General features: G+C 69.8%; 15 protein-coding genes and 3 pseudogenes. 9 read left to right on the top strand and 9 right to left on the bottom strand.

The window, feature by feature from the left end; translation table 11 throughout:
• Positions 1-65 precede the first annotated feature (65 nt).
• The 4 genes and pseudogenes from AC6F7H_RS00505 to AC6F7H_RS00520 form a co-directional block, all read right to left on the bottom strand.
• Entirely contained in the window at positions 66-446 is a 381-nt protein-coding gene (locus tag AC6F7H_RS00505) for a DUF6009 family protein (RefSeq protein ID WP_500754514.1), read from the bottom strand.
• Positions 447-578: 132 nt separating this feature from the next.
• The gene (locus tag AC6F7H_RS00510; RefSeq protein WP_500754515.1) at positions 579-2126 is read right to left on the bottom strand and encodes a DNA primase family protein; all 1548 of its coding nucleotides are present in this window, start codon (positions 2124-2126) and stop codon (positions 579-581) included.
• Positions 2123-3199, bottom strand: a complete 1077-nt coding sequence (locus tag AC6F7H_RS00515) for a bifunctional DNA primase/polymerase (RefSeq protein WP_500754516.1) — start codon at positions 3197-3199, stop codon at positions 2123-2125. Before AC6F7H_RS00515 ends, AC6F7H_RS00510 begins: the two co-directional genes overlap by 4 nt.
• Before the next feature lie 776 nt (positions 3200-3975).
• Positions 3976-4516, bottom strand: a pseudogene (locus AC6F7H_RS00520) (IS6 family transposase); the annotation flags it as partial.
• 126 nt (positions 4517-4642) lie between these two features.
• Here AC6F7H_RS00520 and AC6F7H_RS00525 point away from each other — a divergent pair.
• The gene (locus AC6F7H_RS00525; RefSeq protein WP_500754517.1) at positions 4643-5533 is read left to right on the top strand and encodes a hypothetical protein; all 891 of its coding nucleotides are present in this window, start codon (positions 4643-4645) and stop codon (positions 5531-5533) included.
• Between the two features lie 580 nt (positions 5534-6113).
• Here AC6F7H_RS00525 and AC6F7H_RS00530 read toward each other — a convergent pair.
• From AC6F7H_RS00530 to AC6F7H_RS00540, 3 genes are read right to left on the bottom strand one after another with little or no spacing between them, the layout of a single operon-like run.
• Entirely contained in the window at positions 6114-7334 is a 1221-nt protein-coding gene (locus tag AC6F7H_RS00530; RefSeq protein ID WP_500754519.1) for a beta-ketoacyl-[acyl-carrier-protein] synthase family protein, read from the bottom strand.
• The gene (locus AC6F7H_RS00535) at positions 7331-7573 is read right to left on the bottom strand and encodes an acyl carrier protein (RefSeq protein WP_500754520.1); all 243 of its coding nucleotides are present in this window, start codon (positions 7571-7573) and stop codon (positions 7331-7333) included. Before AC6F7H_RS00535 ends, AC6F7H_RS00530 begins: the two co-directional genes overlap by 4 nt.
• 39 nt (positions 7574-7612) lie before the next feature.
• The gene (locus AC6F7H_RS00540) at positions 7613-8617 is read right to left on the bottom strand and encodes a beta-ketoacyl-ACP synthase III (protein ID WP_500754521.1); all 1005 of its coding nucleotides are present in this window, start codon (positions 8615-8617) and stop codon (positions 7613-7615) included.
• A gap of 149 nt (positions 8618-8766) precedes the next feature.
• Between AC6F7H_RS00540 and AC6F7H_RS00545 the strand changes: the two genes are divergently transcribed.
• Positions 8767-10461: an acyl-CoA carboxylase subunit beta gene (locus AC6F7H_RS00545; protein ID WP_500754523.1), complete on the top strand. Its 1695-nt coding sequence runs from the start codon at positions 8767-8769 to the stop codon at positions 10459-10461.
• Positions 10462-10497: 36 nt separating this feature from the next.
• On the opposite strand, the gene AC6F7H_RS00550 is transcribed toward AC6F7H_RS00545, so the two are convergent.
• Positions 10498-10647 (bottom strand): hypothetical protein, encoded by a 150-nt coding sequence (locus AC6F7H_RS00550; protein WP_266752870.1) that lies wholly within the window; start codon positions 10645-10647, stop codon positions 10498-10500.
• 8 nt (positions 10648-10655) lie between these two features.
• Between AC6F7H_RS00550 and AC6F7H_RS00555 the strand changes: the two genes are divergently transcribed.
• The 7 genes and pseudogenes from AC6F7H_RS00555 (at position 10656) to AC6F7H_RS00585 (ending at position 16441) form a co-directional block, all read left to right on the top strand.
• The gene (locus AC6F7H_RS00555; protein WP_500754525.1) at positions 10656-11159 is read left to right on the top strand and encodes a hypothetical protein; all 504 of its coding nucleotides are present in this window, start codon (positions 10656-10658) and stop codon (positions 11157-11159) included.
• Between the two features lie 869 nt (positions 11160-12028).
• Positions 12029-12739, top strand: coding sequence for an AfsR/SARP family transcriptional regulator (locus AC6F7H_RS00560; protein ID WP_500754527.1), 711 nt, complete (start codon positions 12029-12031; stop codon positions 12737-12739).
• Positions 12740-12756: 17 nt separating this feature from the next.
• Positions 12757-13641 carry a metallophosphoesterase family protein gene (locus tag AC6F7H_RS00565; RefSeq protein WP_500754529.1) on the top strand — a complete coding sequence of 295 codons (885 nt, stop codon included), beginning with the start codon at positions 12757-12759 and terminating at the stop codon, positions 13639-13641.
• Positions 13622-14251, top strand: a complete 630-nt coding sequence (locus AC6F7H_RS00570; RefSeq protein ID WP_500754530.1) for a 4'-phosphopantetheinyl transferase family protein — start codon at positions 13622-13624, stop codon at positions 14249-14251. The genes AC6F7H_RS00565 and AC6F7H_RS00570 overlap by 20 nt, the downstream gene beginning before the upstream one ends.
• A gap of 56 nt (positions 14252-14307) precedes the next feature.
• Positions 14308-14400, top strand: a pseudogene (locus AC6F7H_RS00575) (hypothetical protein); the annotation flags it as partial.
• 68 nt (positions 14401-14468) lie between these two features.
• Positions 14469-15353: pseudogene (locus AC6F7H_RS00580) on the top strand (acyl-CoA carboxylase subunit beta); the annotation flags it as partial.
• A 218-nt stretch (positions 15354-15571) separates the two neighbouring features.
• The gene (locus AC6F7H_RS00585; protein ID WP_500754531.1) at positions 15572-16441 is read left to right on the top strand and encodes an AfsR/SARP family transcriptional regulator; all 870 of its coding nucleotides are present in this window, start codon (positions 15572-15574) and stop codon (positions 16439-16441) included.
• On the opposite strand, the gene AC6F7H_RS00590 is transcribed toward AC6F7H_RS00585, so the two are convergent.
• Entirely contained in the window at positions 16323-16856 is a 534-nt protein-coding gene (locus tag AC6F7H_RS00590) for a DUF1707 SHOCT-like domain-containing protein (protein ID WP_500754532.1), read from the bottom strand. The genes AC6F7H_RS00585 and AC6F7H_RS00590 overlap by 119 nt on opposite strands.
• Between the last annotated feature and the right edge of the window lie 151 nt (positions 16857-17007).

The raw sequence follows: 17007 nt of genomic DNA on the forward strand, positions 1-17007 counted from the left end.
CCAATCCTGATGAAGACATAGCCGCAGTGGTGCCAGATTGTCTGGAGTGGGCGAACGCCGGGCCGTCAGGAGGGCACTATCTGGCTTCTGCACTTCCCTTGGGAGCGGGGCGTCTTTTCTCCCACTCGGCGCGGTTCGATGGTCCGAGGGTCGACCGCCTCTCCCGGGGCTCCCTCCTTGTAGAGGCCCTCGGGCTCGTTCGGCCGGTCGTGCGGGAGCAGGAAGAAGGTGCGGCGCTGGAAGAGGCCACTGTCGGGGTTGGCCTCGGCGTCCTTGTCGAGCTCGGCGTAGCCGACCATGCGTCCGTCGCGGGCGTAGCGGGGCTTCCCGCTGCGGCGGGCGCTCTTGTCGAGTGCCTGGCGGACGTAGTCGAGGTGGTCGAGGTCCTCCAGCCACACCACGTTCGCTTCATGTACGAGCTGGCCTTCGTGCAGCAGCGAGCTCATGGACGCAGCTCCTTGTCGGTGATGTGGCGGTGCGAGTGGAGGTGTAGCCGCCCGAGGCAGGCAGTGGGGCACGGAGGTCTGGGACGCTTCCATAGTAGGGCGGCGTCCAGGTCCCGGGCAGGAGGCTTTCGGTCATGGCCGTCCCCCTGACGGGGCGTGAGGGCGGGCGATGTCGTCGGGGAGCAGGGCGAGGTTCGGGTAGTACTTCTTGCCACTGGACTTGAGCATCTCCGCGGGGGACGCGAGGCCGACCTCCTGACGGATGCGGCCGGCGAAGGCGCGGGCGGTGTCGGCCCGGATGCCCTCCGAACTGCACCAGCCGGTGTAGGTGGCGTAGAGCAGGCCCTGTTCGACGCGCAGGTCACCGGTGTCCAGGCCCTGGCGCATGCAGCACTCGCCGAGGAAGCGGCCGATGTGGTCCTCGGTGGTCTCGTACGCGGCAGTGGCCAGTCGGACGGATGAAGGCCCGGTAAGGGGGTCCCGGCTGGTGAGATAGCGGATGGCACCCTGGATGAGCCAGTGCAGGATGCCGGGACCCTCTTCCCTGACCAGTTCGCCGGCCAGGTTGTCGATCTTCCGCTCGGCGGGGACGACGCGTTCGAAAGGGATGAGGCGGATACGGCGCCAGAAGGCGTGACCCCCGGTACCGACTTCGGGTTGGTGGTTCCCGAGCAACCAGAGCTTGTGGGTGGGGGTGAAGCTGAAGTAGTCCTGCCGCATGCGGCGGGCTTTGATCTTGTCGCCGCCTGTAAGGAGCTTGACCCGCGCCTCGTCGAACTTGTCGTTGGGTTTGAGCTCGCTGCAGACGAAGATGCGGCGGCCGTGGAGCTCGGTCAGTTCCGTGGAATGCTCGGCGAAGTTGCCCTTGTCCATCAGGAAACCGGGCGGGGCCGCGTCGGCGTAGTCGCCCATCACCTGGATCATGACGTCCAGGAGAACCGACTTGCCGTTGGCCCCCTTGCCCCACAGGAAGGGCAACACCTGTGCGCCGACGTCCCCCGTGATGGAGTACCCGAGCAGCAGGTGCAGGAAGTCGATCATCTCCTGTCCCTCGGCGTCGTCGCCGAAGGTGTCGTCCAGGAAGGCATGCCACCGCGGGGTCGGCATCGCCTGGGGAGCCACGTTGGTGGCCCGGGAGTGAAGATCGCGCAGCGGATCGGGCTTGCGCAGACCACCGAAGCGCAGGTCGACGACGCCGGCGGGCGTGCACAGCGCATACGCGTCGCCATCGAGGACATCGGGGTCGAGGCTCAGGGCAGGCGCGGCCTTGGCCTGGTGGAGCAGCGCCTTCATGCCGCTCGTGGACATGGTGCGCCGACGGTGCTGGGCGATCTCTCGGTCGCTGAAGATGCCGCGGGGGTCGGTGGCGGCCATCTGCTCGGCCATGTCGCCCGCGGCCCACAACGCGGCCTTCTCGCCCCCCACACGCTTCCACCTGAACTGGTCCCAGCAGTACCAGCCGAGGCCTTCGACGTGGCGGAATTGGTCGCTGTAGAGCTGGGCGAACAACTTGGCGTTGCCCCGATCGGTAAGCATGGGCGGCAGCAGAACGGGCGTGTCGGCCACGGCAGGCGTCTGCGCCTGCTGGGGAGGGACCCGTGCGGGGGCAGCGGCCTCGAGGTCGAGCATCTGCTGAGCGGCGGCAGCCGCATCGAAGCGGCTGCTCTCGACGCTACTCATGCGAGTCCTTTGGGGTGGAACGGGCGGCTGGCGCCTGCGGAAAGGGCTGCGTTGATGATCGTCTCACTGCGGCGTGTCTGGCGGGGACGAGCGTAGTGAGCGGCTTCTGTCAGCTCTTGTCGGACTTCGTCCTGATCAAGGTGGCCTGCCCCGGCAAGTCCTCCCGCTGTGTAGGCGGCTCGGTTGAGCTTCTCGGTGAAGCCCGTTCCCTCGGCATGGGCGGCACATTCACGCACGGTCTCGATGAGCGGCTGCAAAAGCGCCTGCGCCGCGCCGCGCCGGGGGCGCCGACTGGTGCTGTGCGGGGGCGGACCGGGAATCGGGGGTGTCTGTATGACATGCCCGGTGCGCGTCAGTTCGGCAGCCAGCCAGGCGGGGAGGGGGGCTGGCTCTCGTACGGACCCGAGAAGCGTGTAGACACCGACGGACGTACGGGTGGCTGGAGCGACGATGTACCCACCATGGGCCCGTACGTCGACCTGCCAGGCCAGGGCGGTTCTGGGGCTGGACCCGGTGGACGAACGGTAGCGGACCTGGGGTTCGGGGTTCAGGTACCAGATGTGCAGCCCGCCGGAAGGCGTGCGTACGCGCAGTGTGGTGTTGTCCTGCGCCGGGTCCTGCTGCTGCCGATAGGCGGCGAGGAGGGCCAGTGTGTCGAAGCCCGAGGCAAGCCCGTCGAGATTCACCTGGTCCGGGATCGGAATGCCTGGCAGTAAGCGGTCGCGGTGGGGGATCTGTGCCGCGTGGGCGTCGACGTCCAGGACCACGAGATGCGCCGGCCCGCAAGACACACCAACTCCTGCACGGGGCTCCCTGCTCCACCAGGCATCGATACGGGCCAGGTCCGTGGTTGCGCTGTGGAAACCGTGACACCACATTCCTCGGGTATGGCAGGGACACCCCGAGGGGGCATGGGAACGGATGCGACACTGCTCGCAGTTGGCGGCCGGAGTCTTGCGTCCCGGTGCCAGCGGATGGACCGGCCACTGACGGCCCGCCAGCCAACGGGCGACATCCGCGGGTCGCGGCGGCTGCGCGACTTCGGATGAAGCGGCGTAGGCGTGGCGCTGCACTGTCGTCGGTCCGTTCCTCTGGTGTGGCCAGGCTTGGGTCCCTCAGTTCGGTTCCGAGCGTTTTTCCTGTTCAGGATGGGTGCGGCACGGGCTGAGGGACTGAAGGGACTGACTTTCCCTTATGGGCAGCAGAGCCTAGCGCACCACTTTCCCCACCTGGGGAGGCATTAGCACTTATTCCAGAATCAGTCCCTTCAGTCCCTGTGTGCGGCCCGTGAGTGGTAGTAGGAGAGAGTCCGCCTGCTGGGGCAGGCGGCTGAGGACCGAAGGCCTGACAGTGGCAGAGGGACTCTTCGGCACCTTTCGGTCCCTGTCATGTTCCAGCAGGTCAGAGCACCTGCGTGATCGAGGAGAGGGACTGAAGGGACTCAATTTCCCAGTTATCAGTGCACCAGGATATGTACAGGTCGGTCCTCGTACGCGTGCATGGGTGTGCGCGCACGCAGCTGGAACAGGAACCTTCGGACCCTTCAGTCCCTTCAGCTCCGAATCGATCGCTCTGACCTGCACTTTTTCTAAGGGACTGAAACGTGGAGGGACCGAAGGAGTCCCGTCCCTCCGCCTCCCTGGGCCCGCCGCTGGGAAAGCGGCTAGGGCGGGAGGACCGATCACCGAAGCATGGAGGCCCTCGCATGGCTGAACCGTTCCTGATGCATCTCTCCCCGGAGCGACTGGAGCAGCTCACTCCGCGGTCCGGCTGCGAGCAGTGCTGTACCAGTCGCTGAAGCCGCCGTGACTCTGTCATGTTGGTGTGGGTGTTACCGGCTGGTGGCGCGTCAGGCCGTGGTGGGTTGGCCGGCGGCGCCGGTGGTCTGGTCCCAATGGCGAAGCGGGTGGTCATCTCGGTGCGGTAGCCAGTGGCGGTCATCCGGTGGGGGCGGGGCCGGAAGTGCGGTGAGATCTGGCTGAACGCGTTCGCGTTGGCGGGCGGGCTGGTGGCTGTTCTCGGCCTGGTTGTTCAGGCCTTGGTGGGAACGGTGTTCCACCGAGGGCGTGGCCTTGCGGTGGGCGGTGCCGTAGGAGCGGAGCTTGTCGGTGACGGCCACCCGGGGCGCCGTACAGGTCGTCTTCAGCAGGCGGCAGAAGAAGCGCCGGGCCGCAGCGGTGTCCCCTTCAGCCCTGCACCAGAATGTCGAGCACGGTGCCGTCGGCGTCCACGGCCCGCCACAGGTACGTCCGCTTTCTGTTGCTCTCGATGAAGACCTCGTCCAGGTGCCCCCTGTCGCCCGGCCTTGCACGTCGGTGGCGCAGCGCACCGGGTAGGCCTGCCACGAACGTGGCGCACCACCGCCGGACCGTCTTGTCGGCGACGAGCACGCAGACCGGCGGCTGGCGGAACGGATCGAACGCCGCCTGGATCGGCAAGGGACCCGCCCGGTTCGGAACTTGGCCGGCTGGCTGCTCAAGCGCGGGCTGCCGTAGCAGGCCGAGTGCTGGTCGGCGTTGTGCGACGACGGAATCCGGATCGACACCGGCGGCATCCGCGAGAGCTGCACCTGCCGGATCGGCCATCGGCGTGGTCTGCGCACCGTGGTGGCGGCCCGTGTTGTCGCTGAGCATCCGCATCTTCCGCCGGGGGAGTGGCGGGCCGCCTACGAGGGCGAACTGCGGGCCACGGTCGAGTACCAGGCCGCGATGGATCTCGTGCGGCGCGAGCAGACGGCCAAGCAGCAGATCGCCTACCGTGCTGCGGTCGACGAGCAGAAGGCGCAGATCACGGTGGCCAAGACGGAGTGGGCGGCACAGCCGTGCGCGGACTGCGGCTTGTCCGACGCCGCTGGGCTGTGCATGACGTGCACGTTGCGGCGGGAAACCGTGGCCGTGGCGGACCAGGCGGTGGACAGCGCGGTGGCATTGCGAGCCGACGTCGACGATCCTCAGGGCCTGGCAGAACTGACCGAGACGCCGGCGCGGGACACTTGGGCGTATGTGCACGGGGCCCAGGCGCCGGAAGGGTTCGACCACCCGACGCCGCGGGCGTACGCTAAGCGGCAGGTGGTCAAGAGGGTGCTGGAGGCCCGCCGCCGGGGGGCGTTGGAACGGCTGCGGGAGTCGAAGCCTGCCGAGGCCGAGGCCGCGCACGTGAAGCGGATGGCTATGCGCGGGATGTCTCCCACGGACAAAAACCGCAAGCGGGCCGAGACGGCCGCAGACAAGGCTCGGACGCGGGTGGCGGAGGAGTTGCTGGGTGAGTTCCTCGGCGATCTTTACCGGGCCCGGGCCACGGCCGTGCCGCGAGAGCCGGTGCGGGCGTGGAACGAGCGGTGCGCCGCGCTCGCGGTCCGCCCTCTCACCGAGGACCAGGTCGTGGCCGAAGTGGTGGGAGCGTCGTGATCCGGGCCGGTGTTCCTCACGATGTGGGTCTGTGCGGCCCGGGCGGATTCGACTATGGCAGGGCGGGTGACCAGGGTATACGCCTTGGTCACCTCGCTGCTCCAGCCCTCGGCCGGGGATTCGGCCGAGGGATACCAGCGGCTGGTGACGGAGTCGTCCCATCCGTCATCAGGTTCGACCTACCAGGGCATTGCCGCCTGCATCGTGTGCAATTCGGCGTGAACTTCGTGCAGTTCACGGCGTGCTCTCTGGGCCGGCCCACCCGGCTGCGATGCAGATCGCGGCATCTTTTTCGGCGGTGGGAGCAACCGAGGGGCGCGACACAAACGCGGGCCCCCTTCTACGGTGTGCGCGATCGGACACCGGCTGTTCGTCTCCGACAGAGAGATGACCGGTGTCCGGCGGAAGGAATGGATCTGGTGACCGCGATCGAAGGGAGAACCGTGTCCCGGCCCGCGCACGCTGCTGAACCCCTACTGCACGGGGGCGCCAAGCAGCGGGGTGCGGTACCCGAAATTCGTACCGCACCCCTGAGGAAGGAAGAAGGGTGGACCCGCACGCTCGGGACCGGCCGGCGTGCTCAGCCTGCTGCGAAGGCGAGGACGGCGTTCTGCCCGCCGAAACCGAAGGAGTTCGTGAGCGCCAGGTCGACCCGGCAGCGTCGGGCCTCCTTGGCCACCACGTCGATGTCGATCTCCGGGTCCTGGCTTTCGAGGTTCGCCGTCGGCGGGATCAGCCCGTTCTCGATCGTCAGCACCGTCAGCGCCGCCTCGATCGCCCCGGCCGCGCCGAGCGTGTGCCCGAGGGTGCCCTTGGCCGAGGTGACCGCGGGGCCGGTACCGAGGCAGCGGGCCAGGACCCTGGCCTCGGCGAGATCGTTCAGCGGCGTCGACGTGCCGTGCGCGTTGACGTGGTCCACGTCGGACGGCACCGCGCCGGCGTCGGCGAGCGCGGCACGCAGGGCGCGTTCCACACCTGCGCCGGACGGGTCCGGGGCGGTCGCGTGGTACGCGTCGGCGGAGGCGCCGTACCCGACGAGCCGGGCCCGGACGCGGGCGCCGCGGGCCGCGGCGTGCTCGGCGCGTTCGAGGACCAGGATCCCGCTGCCCTCCCCTATGACGAATCCGTCGCGGCCGGTGTCGAACGGGCGTGACGCCGCCGCCGGTGATTCCGTACGGGTCGACAGTGCGCGCATCTGGCTGAAGCCGGTGACGATGAGCGGCACCACCGCGGCCTCGGTGCCGCCCGCCAGGACGATGTCGCAGACACCCTGGCGCAGCATGTCGCGGGCCACGCCGATGGCGGTGGCCCCGGACGCGCACGCCGTGGCGGTCACGAGGTTCGGCCCGGTCGCCCGGAACCGCATGCCCACGTGTCCGGCGACCATGTTCGGGAGCATCATCGGCATCAGCATCGACGACACCGTCTCGGGCCCCTCGCCGAGGAATGTCGTGTGCTGCGTCTCCCACGTGCCCGCACCGCCCACGCCGCAGCCGACGACGACGCCGACCCGGGCGCCGTCCCACGTGGCCGGATCCAGCCCGGCGTCCGCGACGGCCTCCTGCGCGGCGATGAGCCCCAGCTGCACGAACCGGTCGTACTGCAGGTTGGCGCGACGGCCGAGCAGTGCCCGGGCGTCGAACTCCGGCACCCGACACGAGAAGTCGACCGGCAACCCGGCCAGCGACGCGTCGGTGGCGGCCGTCGGCTCCCCGGCGCACACCGCGCGCCAGGCCGGATCGGTGCCGACGCCGGCGGCGGTCACCAGCCCCAGGCCCGTGACGACGACACCGGAGGTCATGACGCCGGGTTGAGCTGGGCGTCGATCAGCTTCACGACGTCGGCGACCGTGCTGCGCGGGGTCGCGTCGTCCTCGCCGATCTCCACGTCGAGGTCCCGCTTGACGACCAGGCCGAGTTCCACCAGGAACAGCGAGTCCAGTTCGAGCTCCTCGAAGGTGATGTCCGGGCGGACCTCCTCGGGCTGCACCTCGAACTGGTTGACCAGTATGTCGGTGAGCCGGTCGTACGTGTTCTTCATCAGAGGGCTCCTCATCAGCAATCGGTAACCGTCGCTCGGCTAGTCGCCGAGCACGAGTTCGGGCCAGGTCAGCAGCGCCGAGCCCCAGGTGAAGCCCGCGCCGCACGCGGTGAGCAGGGTCTGCTGGCCGGGCCGCACAGTGCCGTCGGCGACGCCGTGGAGCAGCGCCAGCGGGATGGAGGCGGCCGCGGTGTTGCCGACGCGGTCGATGTTGGTCACGACGCGGCCACGGTCGACGCCCAACTGGTCGGCGAGCTGGTGGACGATGCGGATGTTGGCTTGATGGGCCACCAGCCGGTCGACATCGGCGACGCCCCGGCCCGCGCGCTCCAGCACGGTCCGGCACGAGGCGGTCATCCGCATGACGGCGTGCTTGAACACCTCGCGGCCGGCCATCGTCAGATACCGCTCGCCGTCCCGCTCCGGCCCGTCGGACAGCCGCTGCCGGGAACCGCCGGCGTTGACCGCGATGAGGTCGGCGTCGGCGCCGTCGCTGCCCAGGTCGATGTGGCCGATCGCGCCCGGCTCGTCGGGGGCGCCGGCCCGCAGGACCACCGCGCCGGCCCCGTCGCCGAAGATGGGAGCCGTCCCGCGGTCAAGGGGATCGATGATGCTGGAGTACGTCTCGGCGCCGATGAGCAGCACCCGGTCGGCGACGCCGGTGGAGATCAGACCGGCCGCGGCGGCGAGCCCGTACACGAAGCCGGTGCACGCGGCGTTCATGTCGAAGGCGGCGGCGCCGGTCAGCCCGAGGCGCGTCGCGACCTCGGGGGCGGTGGCCGGGCAGATCCGGTCGGGCGTGGTCGTGGCCAGGACCACGGCGTCCGCCCGCGGATCACCGGAGGCGGCCAGGGCGCGCGCTCCCGCCTCGACGGCGAGGTCGGACGTGGCGGAGCCGGGGTCGGCGTGGTGGCGGCGCGTGATGCCGGTACGGGTTCGTATCCAGCTGTCGGAGGTGCCGAGTCCGGCCGGCAGGTCGTCGTTGGTCACCACCCGAGGAGGCAGCCAGCCCCCCAGGCCACAGATCACCGCGGCACGCGTCATGCGCCAACCATGCCAGCGGGCGCTGAAATTCGACTGACGGACCTCTGACGCACAGCCGCTTTCAGCACTCCTTCAGCAACCTGTCAGCAGCTGGTCAGAGCATGGGCAGCGGGGTGCGCGAGCATGATTGTGTGAGCGAGGAGACGACTATGGACGAACCCGGTTACCTCGAAGCGCACGCAGCCGTGGAACGGCGCTTCCCCGTCCAGCGGACGGGGAACGGGAACGAGAGGCCGGTGCCCTCGAAGGCGCCGGGCACCGGCGCGGGAGCGGGACCCTCCGGGGAGGCGCGCACCACCGCGGGCAGGGTCGCCGATCTGCGGGCCAGGCGCGAGGCGGCCCGCCATGTCCCCGACCGCACGGTCCGCCGCCTCGCCCGGTTCGGACGGATGACGGCCCGGGACCGCCTGGAACACCTGCTGGACCCGGGCTCCTTCGTGGAGACCGGCCTGCTCGCCCGGCACCGCTCGACCGGCTTCGCCGCCGACCCGGCGCGGCCCAGCGGCGACGGCGTCATCACCGGCCACGGCACCGTGGACGGCCGCCGGGTGTGCGTCTACGCCCAGGACGCCCTGGCCCTGGGCGGCAGCGTCGGCGAGGTCTTCGGCGAGAAGGTCGGCAAACTGCTCGACCTCGCCCTGCAGACAGGTTGCCCGGTCATCGCGATCAACGACTCCAGCGGCGCACGCGTCGCCGAGGGCGTGCTGTCGCTGGCCGCATACGGCCGTGTAGCCAACAAGGTGGTCACCGCCTCAGGTGTCATCCCGCAGATCTCGCTGATCATGGGACCCTGCGCGGGCGGCGCCGTCTACGTGCCCGCCTGCACCGACTTCGTCGTCATGGTCGACCGGACCTCGCACATGTTCGTCACCGGCCCCGACGTCATCCGGACGGTCACGGGCGAGACGGTCCGCATGGAGGACCTCGGAGGCGCGCAGGTGCACGCCACGGTCGCCGGCAACGCGCACTACGTGGCGGACAGCGAGGCCGAGGCGCTCGACTACGTCCGGGACCTGCTGTCCTTCCTGCCGTCCAACAACCTGGACGAGACGCCGGCCTACCGGGCCACCGCACCCCTCGATCTCACGCCCGACGACCTCGAACTCGACTCGATCCTGCCCGATGCGCAGCGCGAGGCGTTCGACATGACCGAGGTGATCGCGCGTGTGGTCGACGACGGCGAACTGCTGGAGGTGCACCCGGGTTTCGCGCCGAACATCATCTGCGGCTTCGGCCGGATCGAGGGGCACACCGTCGGCGTCGTCGCCAACCAGCCGCTGCACCTGGCCGGCGCGCTCGACATCGCCGCCGCCGAGAAGGGGGCGCGGTTCATACGGTTCTGCGACACGTTCAACATCCCCATCGTGACCCTGGTGGACGTCCCCGGCTTCCTGCCCGGCACCGCCCAGGAGCATCAGGGCATCATCCGGCGCGGTGCCAAGCTCGGCTTCGCCTACATCGAGGCGACGGTGCCGAAGGTGACCGTCATCGTCCGGAAGGCGTTCGGCGGCGGGTACGCGGTGATGGGCTCCAAGGAACTCGGCGCCGACATGTGCTTCGCCTGGCCCACCGCATGGATCGGCGTGATGGGCGCCGCCAGCGCCGTCGACATGCTGTGCCACCGCGAACTCGGCGCCGCCGACGATCCCGGCGAGCTCCGCGAAGAGCTGATCGAGCAGTACGAGGAGACCGTGCTCACCCCCTACATGGCGGCCGAACGCGGCAGCCTTGATGACGTCATCCTGCCGTCGGAGACCCGGCTGACCGTGTTGCGCGCACTCAGGGCGTTGCGCAACAAGCGTGTGACACTGCCGCCGCGCAAGCACAGCAACATCCCGCTGTAGGAAGCGGGATGTCGCTGAGGAAGTGCGCGGAGCCGACTACCGCAGGCTCCGCGCGAAGGCCCGTGCGGCCCACGGCATCGAGAGGATCGCCAGAGCGCCGACGACGAGGATGCTCTGCCAGATCACGTTGCTGCCCAGCTCATCGGCGAACAGCGCATCGACATCCTCACCAGGGGCGTTGCCCAACTACCCTGGTGGCGGCGGCAGAAGATCCTGTTCCGGGTGGACGGGGCCGGATTCTCCCACCAGCTGCTGGACTGGAGCGCGGGCGGAGGGCCACCCCCACGTTCCGCTGGGAGTACTCCGTCGGCTGGTACCTCACCGAGCGCGAGCAGGCCACCATTGAGATCGTGGACCGCAAGAAGCTGTGGCAGCCGACCACCGGCGAGGGCGGCCACGTCCGTGAGGACGCGTTCGTCGCCGACAGCACCGGCCTGCTCGCCGACATCACCGGCTGGCCGAAGAGCCATCGGGTGATCGCCCGGAGGAGCCGCTGCGCCCCCGCTGCCTCAAGGACGCCTCCGACTACGAGATCAAGCAACAGGTCCGCTACCGGACCTTCGCCACCAACAGTCGCCGCGGTCAGATCGCCCACCTCGACGCCCGGCACCGCAAGCACGCCCGCGTCGAGCCGCGACAGCAAGGCGTCCGGGATGGGCCTCCCGCCCTCCCACGAGACGAATGCCAATGCCGCCTGACTGACGGCCACGACCTTCGCGCTTGGCTCCAACTTCTCGCGCTGGACGGCGAGGAGGCCAAGGCCACCCCCAGGACACTGCGCTACCGCATCCTCCACGTCCCCGCCCACCTGGTGCGCGGCCGGCGCAAACGCCGCCTGAAACTCTTCGAAACCGGACTCCGGACAGCCGCGATCGTGCGGGCCCTCACCCGCATCCTCGCTCTGCCCCACCCCACCTGAACGGCACGAACCGTCCCGCCGGGCACCGAGAGGAGGACACCCGCGGTCACCGGGCCCGTGGGACCCGGCGCGATCCGGCACGCCAGCCGACGCGCACCCCTGACCGGCACTGCCCCGGACAGGGATCAACACGGCATCACAGGCACAAGATCAACCGGTCGACTTGGTGAAACGACGAGGTCGGGACCGAGGAAGCCGAAGATCTCGCCTTTGTCGACGGACATTTCGACGCCGCATACGGCTTAGACGGTATAAGTCTGTCCGCAGTATTTGCCTTTGCAGGACTTGTGTAATCCGATGGTCTCGATCATACCGGTCATTCCTCAAACATTCGGCTGGCGTCGTCCCGGCATGAGCGGCCACGTTAACCCGACGGCTTCCGTCGGCACAATGGCCTGAAACCCCTAGCGGCCCGCGGAAAGCGATGGGCGATCCCGGGGCAACCCCTAGACCGGGGGCGGGAAGCAGTGGGGTCGGCTGGTGGATATACGGGGTAATGGCTGCTTGACGATACTGTACGGTTCCGGCAAGCATGGGTTTCGTCGATCATTCGTCGGCATGCCACTGACAACGATGGCCAGGCGGAGAGTCCCGATGGAAATAGCAATTCTCGGCCCGCTGACGGTGATCGGGAGGAGTCGTCTCCCGGTGGGTGGCACCAAGGTGCGCGCCATCCTCGCACTGCTCGCCCTCAACGTCGGCACCGTCGTGTCCTGCCAGGATCTGGTCGACGAACTGTGGGACGACTGCCCGCCGCGCACCACCAAGAACACCCTGCAGGCCCACATCGCCCGGCTGCGCCGGCTGCTGGAGGACGCCGGCCGTCCGGACGCGCTGCAGACGGTGAACCAGGGGTACCTGCTGGACTTGAGTCCCGACGCGATCGACGCGGAACGCTTCCGCCGCCTCGCTTCCAGCGGCGCCCAGCGCGTCGCCGACCACCCGCAGGCCGCCGCCGAGCACCTCGAACAGGCGCTGCGCCTGTGGCGGGGGCCGGTCCTGCTCGACGCCGGTCCGGGCGCGCGCTGCCGGTCCGCGGCGCTGTGGCTCGACGACAGCCGCGTCGCCGCGCATGAGAACCTCATGGCCGCGCGGCTGGCCCTCGGTGACGAGCGCGCGGTCGCCTCCGAGTTGGAGAGCCTGGCCGCCCAGCATCCGCTGCGCGAGGGGCTGCACGACCTGCTCATGCTCGCGCTCTACCGGGCCGACCGGCAGGCCGACGCGATCGAGGTCTTCCACCGGCTGCGCCAACGCCTCCGCGACGACCTCGGCCTGCAGCCCGGCCTGCAGGTCCAGCGCCGGTACCGCGCAATCCTCGACCAGGACCCGGCGCTCACCACGCCACTGCGTGCCGCGTAGCGGCTGGGGGACCCACGATGCCACCGACCCTGTACGCGCTGAGTGATCTGCACATCAGCTATCGCGAGAACCGCGAGCTCGTCGAGCGTATCCGCCCCACCGACCCGGGCGACTGGCTCATCGTCGCCGGCGACGTCGGGGAGTTCTTTGCCGACATCGAATGGTGCCTCGGGCTGCTGCGTTCGCGGTTCGCCAAGGTCGTCTGGGCACCCGGGAACCACGAACTGTGGACGCACCCCGACGATCCCGTCCGGCTGCGCGGCGAGCACCGCTATCGCGAGCTGGTGGAGATGTGCCGCCGCCTCGACGTTCTCACACCGGAGGACGAATACCCCCTGTGGACCGGACACGGCGGCCCACTCCTGATCGCGCCGTTGTTCGTGCTGTACGACTATTCCTTCCGGGCACCCGGCACGCGCACGAAGGCCGAGTCGCTGGCCTACGCGTACTCCACCGGAGTCGTGTGCACCGACGAGTCGATGCTCCACCCCGACCCGTATCCGAGCCGTGAGGCATGGTGCTCGCAGCGCGTCCAGTACACCGAGCGCCGCCTCGCCGCGTGCGCACCCGAGCAGTCCGTCGTCCTGGTCAACCACTATCCGCTCATCCGGGACCCCATGGACGTCCTGCGGTACCCCGAGTTCGCGCAGTGGTGCGGCACCGAGCGCACCGCCTCGTGGCACCTGCGGTTCCGGGCCGCGACGGTCGTCTACGGACACTTGCACATACCCCGCAACATCACCCGGGACGGCGTGCTGTTCCAGGAGGTGTCGCTCGGGTATCCGCGGGAATGGAAACGCCGCAGCACACCGCCGCCGGTGCTGCGTCCGGTGATCCTGCCCGGGACGACCGCTGCGTCGGCGGGCCGGCCGGGAGGGGCGCATGCTCGATCTTCTGCCTGACACGGTCGCGACCGCCGAGGAGTTCGGGGACCTGGCCGACGCCTACCTGTTCCCGGAGGAGGCCGCGAGGGTGGCGCGCGCCGTCGAAGGACGCCGGCGCGAGTTCGCCACCGGACGGGCCTGCATCCGCCGGGCGCTCGGCCGCCTCGGCCTGCCGCCCGTCCCGGTCCTGTCGGGGGAGCGGGGTGCGCCGGTCTGGCCGGACGGCATCGTCGGCAGCCTCACGCACTGCGCCGGCTACCGCGGTGCCGCCGTGGCCCGCCGCGACGACGTGCTGACCATCGGCATCGACGCCGAGCCGGACGCGCCGCTGCCCGACGGCGTCGCCGAGGCGGTGGCGCTCGACGCCGAACTGAAGATGCTGGCCGCATTGCCGGCGCACCCCACCGCGCCCAACTGGGACCGGTTGTTGTTCAGTGCGAAGGAGTCGGTCTACAAGGCCTGGTACCCGGTGGCCCGCGTCTTCATCGGCTTCGACGCCGCCCGTATCGAGTTCGACCCGGACGCCGGGACGTTCCATGCCGAGCTGCTCGTTCCCGGGCCGTTCAGCGGGTTCACCGGGCTGTGGCGTGTGCAGCGCGGCCTGCTCCTGACCGCGATCGTGGTCTGAGCGGGATCCCCGCGTCCACGCCGGAAGACCCCTGCTTTTGCCAGCGTGGCGCTGCCATGTCGAAGGATCTGCCCGAACTGCGGGCGTCGTACGAGGATCGTGACCGCGTCGTGGACGCCCTGCGGCTCGCCGGCGGTGACGGCCGGCTCGCCTCCGAGGAGCTCGACGCCCGGGTGGAGCGCGCGCTGACGGCCCGGACGCAGAGCGAGCCGGCCGCACCGGCCACGGCACCGTGGACGGCCGCCGGGTGTGCGTCTACGCCCAGGACGCCCTGGCCCTGGGCGGCAGCGTCGGCGAGGTCTTCGGCGAGAAGGTCGGCAAACTGCTCGACCTCGCCCTGCAGACAGGTTGCCCGGTCATCGCGATCAACGACTCCAGCGGCGCACGCGTCGCCGAGGGCGTGCTGTCGCTGGCCGCATACGGCCGTGTAGCCAACAAGGTGGTCACCGCCTCAGGTGTCATCCCGCAGATCTCGCTGATCATGGGACCCTGCGCGGGCGGCGCCGTCTACGTGCCCGCCTGCACCGACTTCGTCGTCATGGTCGACCGGACCTCGCACATGTTCGTCACCGGCCCCGACGTCATCCGGACGGTCACGGGCGAGACGGTCCGCATGGAGGACCTCGGAGGCGCGCAGGTGCACGCCACGGTCGCCGGCAACGCGCACTACGTGGCGGACAGCGAGGCCGAGGCGCTCGACTACGTCCGGGACCTGCTGTCCTTCCTGCCGTCCAACAACCTGGACGAGACGCCGGCCTACCGGGCCACCGCACCCCTCGATCTCACGCCCGACGACCTCGAACTCGACTCGATCCTGCCCGATGCGCAGCGCGAGGCGTTCGACATGACCGAGGTGATCGCGCGTGTGGTCGACGACGGCGAACTGCTGGAGGTGCACCCGGGTTTCGCGCCGAACATCATCTGCGGCTTCGGCCGGATCGAGGGGCACACCGTCGGCGTCGTCGCCAACCAGCCGCTGCACCTGGCCGGCGCGCTCGACATCGCCGCCGCCGAGAAGGGGGCGCGGTTCATACGGTTCTGCGACACGTTCAACATCCCCATCGTGACCCTGGTGGACGACCCCGCACCGGGAACATCCCGGCGCCCCTGGAGCGGGCAGGTCCCGACCGGCGGCCCACCCCTGGAAGGGTCGCGCCCCCGACCGGGAATAGGGGGGCCCGTCGGGGGATATACGGGTCAACGCCTGTTGACGACGACTCTGCCTGCGACAAGCATGGGCTGCGCCGATCGTTCGTCGGCGTAACACTGTCGGCGTCGGCCGGGCGGAGAGTCCCGATGGAAGTTGCAATTCTCGGCCCGATGACAGTGACCGGGAGCGGACGTCTCCCGGTGGGCGGTACGAAGGTACGCGCCACTCTCGCCCTGCTCGCCCTCAACGTCGGATCCGTCGTGTCCTACGAGGATCTGGCCGACGAACTGTGGGACGACCGCCCGCCGCGCACCAGCAAGAACACCCTGCAGGCCCACATCACCCGGCTGCGCAGACTGCTCACGGAAGCCGGATGCCCGGACGCCCTGCGGACGGTGAGCCAGGGGTACCTGCTGGATCTGAGCCCCGACGCGATCGACGCGGAACGCTTCCACCGCCTCGCCTCCAGCGGCGCGCAGCGCATCGCCGACCACCCGCGCACCGCCGTGGACCACCTCGAACAGGCACTGGGCCTGTGGCGGGGGCCGGTCCTGCTGGACGCCGGACCGGGCACGCGCTGCCGGTCCGCGACGCTGTGGCTCGACGACAGCCGCGTCGCCGCGCACGAGAACCTCATGGCCGCGCGGCTGGCCCTCGGTGACGAGCGCGCGGTCGCCGGCGAGCTGAGGAGCCTGGCCGCCCAGCATCCGCTGCGCGAGGGGCTGCACGACCTGCTCATGCTCGCCCTGTACCGGGCCGACCGGCAGGCCGACGCGATCGAGGTCTTCCACCGGCTGCGCGCACGCCTCCGCGACGACCTGGGCCTGCAGCCAGGGCTGCAGGTCCAGCGCCGCTACCGCGCAATCCTCGACCAGGACCCGGCGCTCACCACGTGCGGTGTGACGGCTGACGGGCCCGGGCTCACGGCCGCTGCTCGACCACCTTCGCGTGCTGGAGCCTTCCGACCAGTCGGATACGGAGGCGGGGGTCGGCGACGACATCCTTCGAGGCACGCTTCACCTGGGAGAACGTCAGGTTGAGCTGGTCGGTGTCGATCGCGATGTCGGGCGCGCCGACGATGATCAGCTTGCCGTGCTCCATGTCCACGTCGATGCGCAGCGTTCTCGACGTGATCACCGCATCGGTGAAGTCGAGGGTGACCCGGCACATCTGCGTCTTCACCGTGATGTGCTGCGGAACCCTCCACTGGCCGGCCCGTGACCAGTTGCCGCTGCGCTGTTCCACGACGAGGTCCTCCGTCGTCAGGGCTTCGGCCGGCAGGTCCGCGACCAGCGCGGCCAGCTCGCCCTGCGTCTGAGCCGTCAGCGCGCGCTCCACCCGGGCGTCGAGCTCCTCGGAGGTGAGCCGGCCGTCTCCGGCGGCGATCCGCAGAACCTCCACGACGCGGTCACGGTCACCGTGCGACGCCCGCAGCTCGGGCACGTCAGTCGACATGTCAAACATCCTTTCACAGACGGTACTTGTGGTGTCGGGTCTCTGGTACCCGCCACGGACGGATCGAGTCCGTGGCGGGCGCCTTCGTTTCCGCCCCGACGGCGCTCCCGGCGTTCAGGGGCCTGAGTACGCCGGTCCTTCCCCTCCGGTC

This window comes from Streptomyces sp. MMS24-W38 (assembly GCF_059889265.1).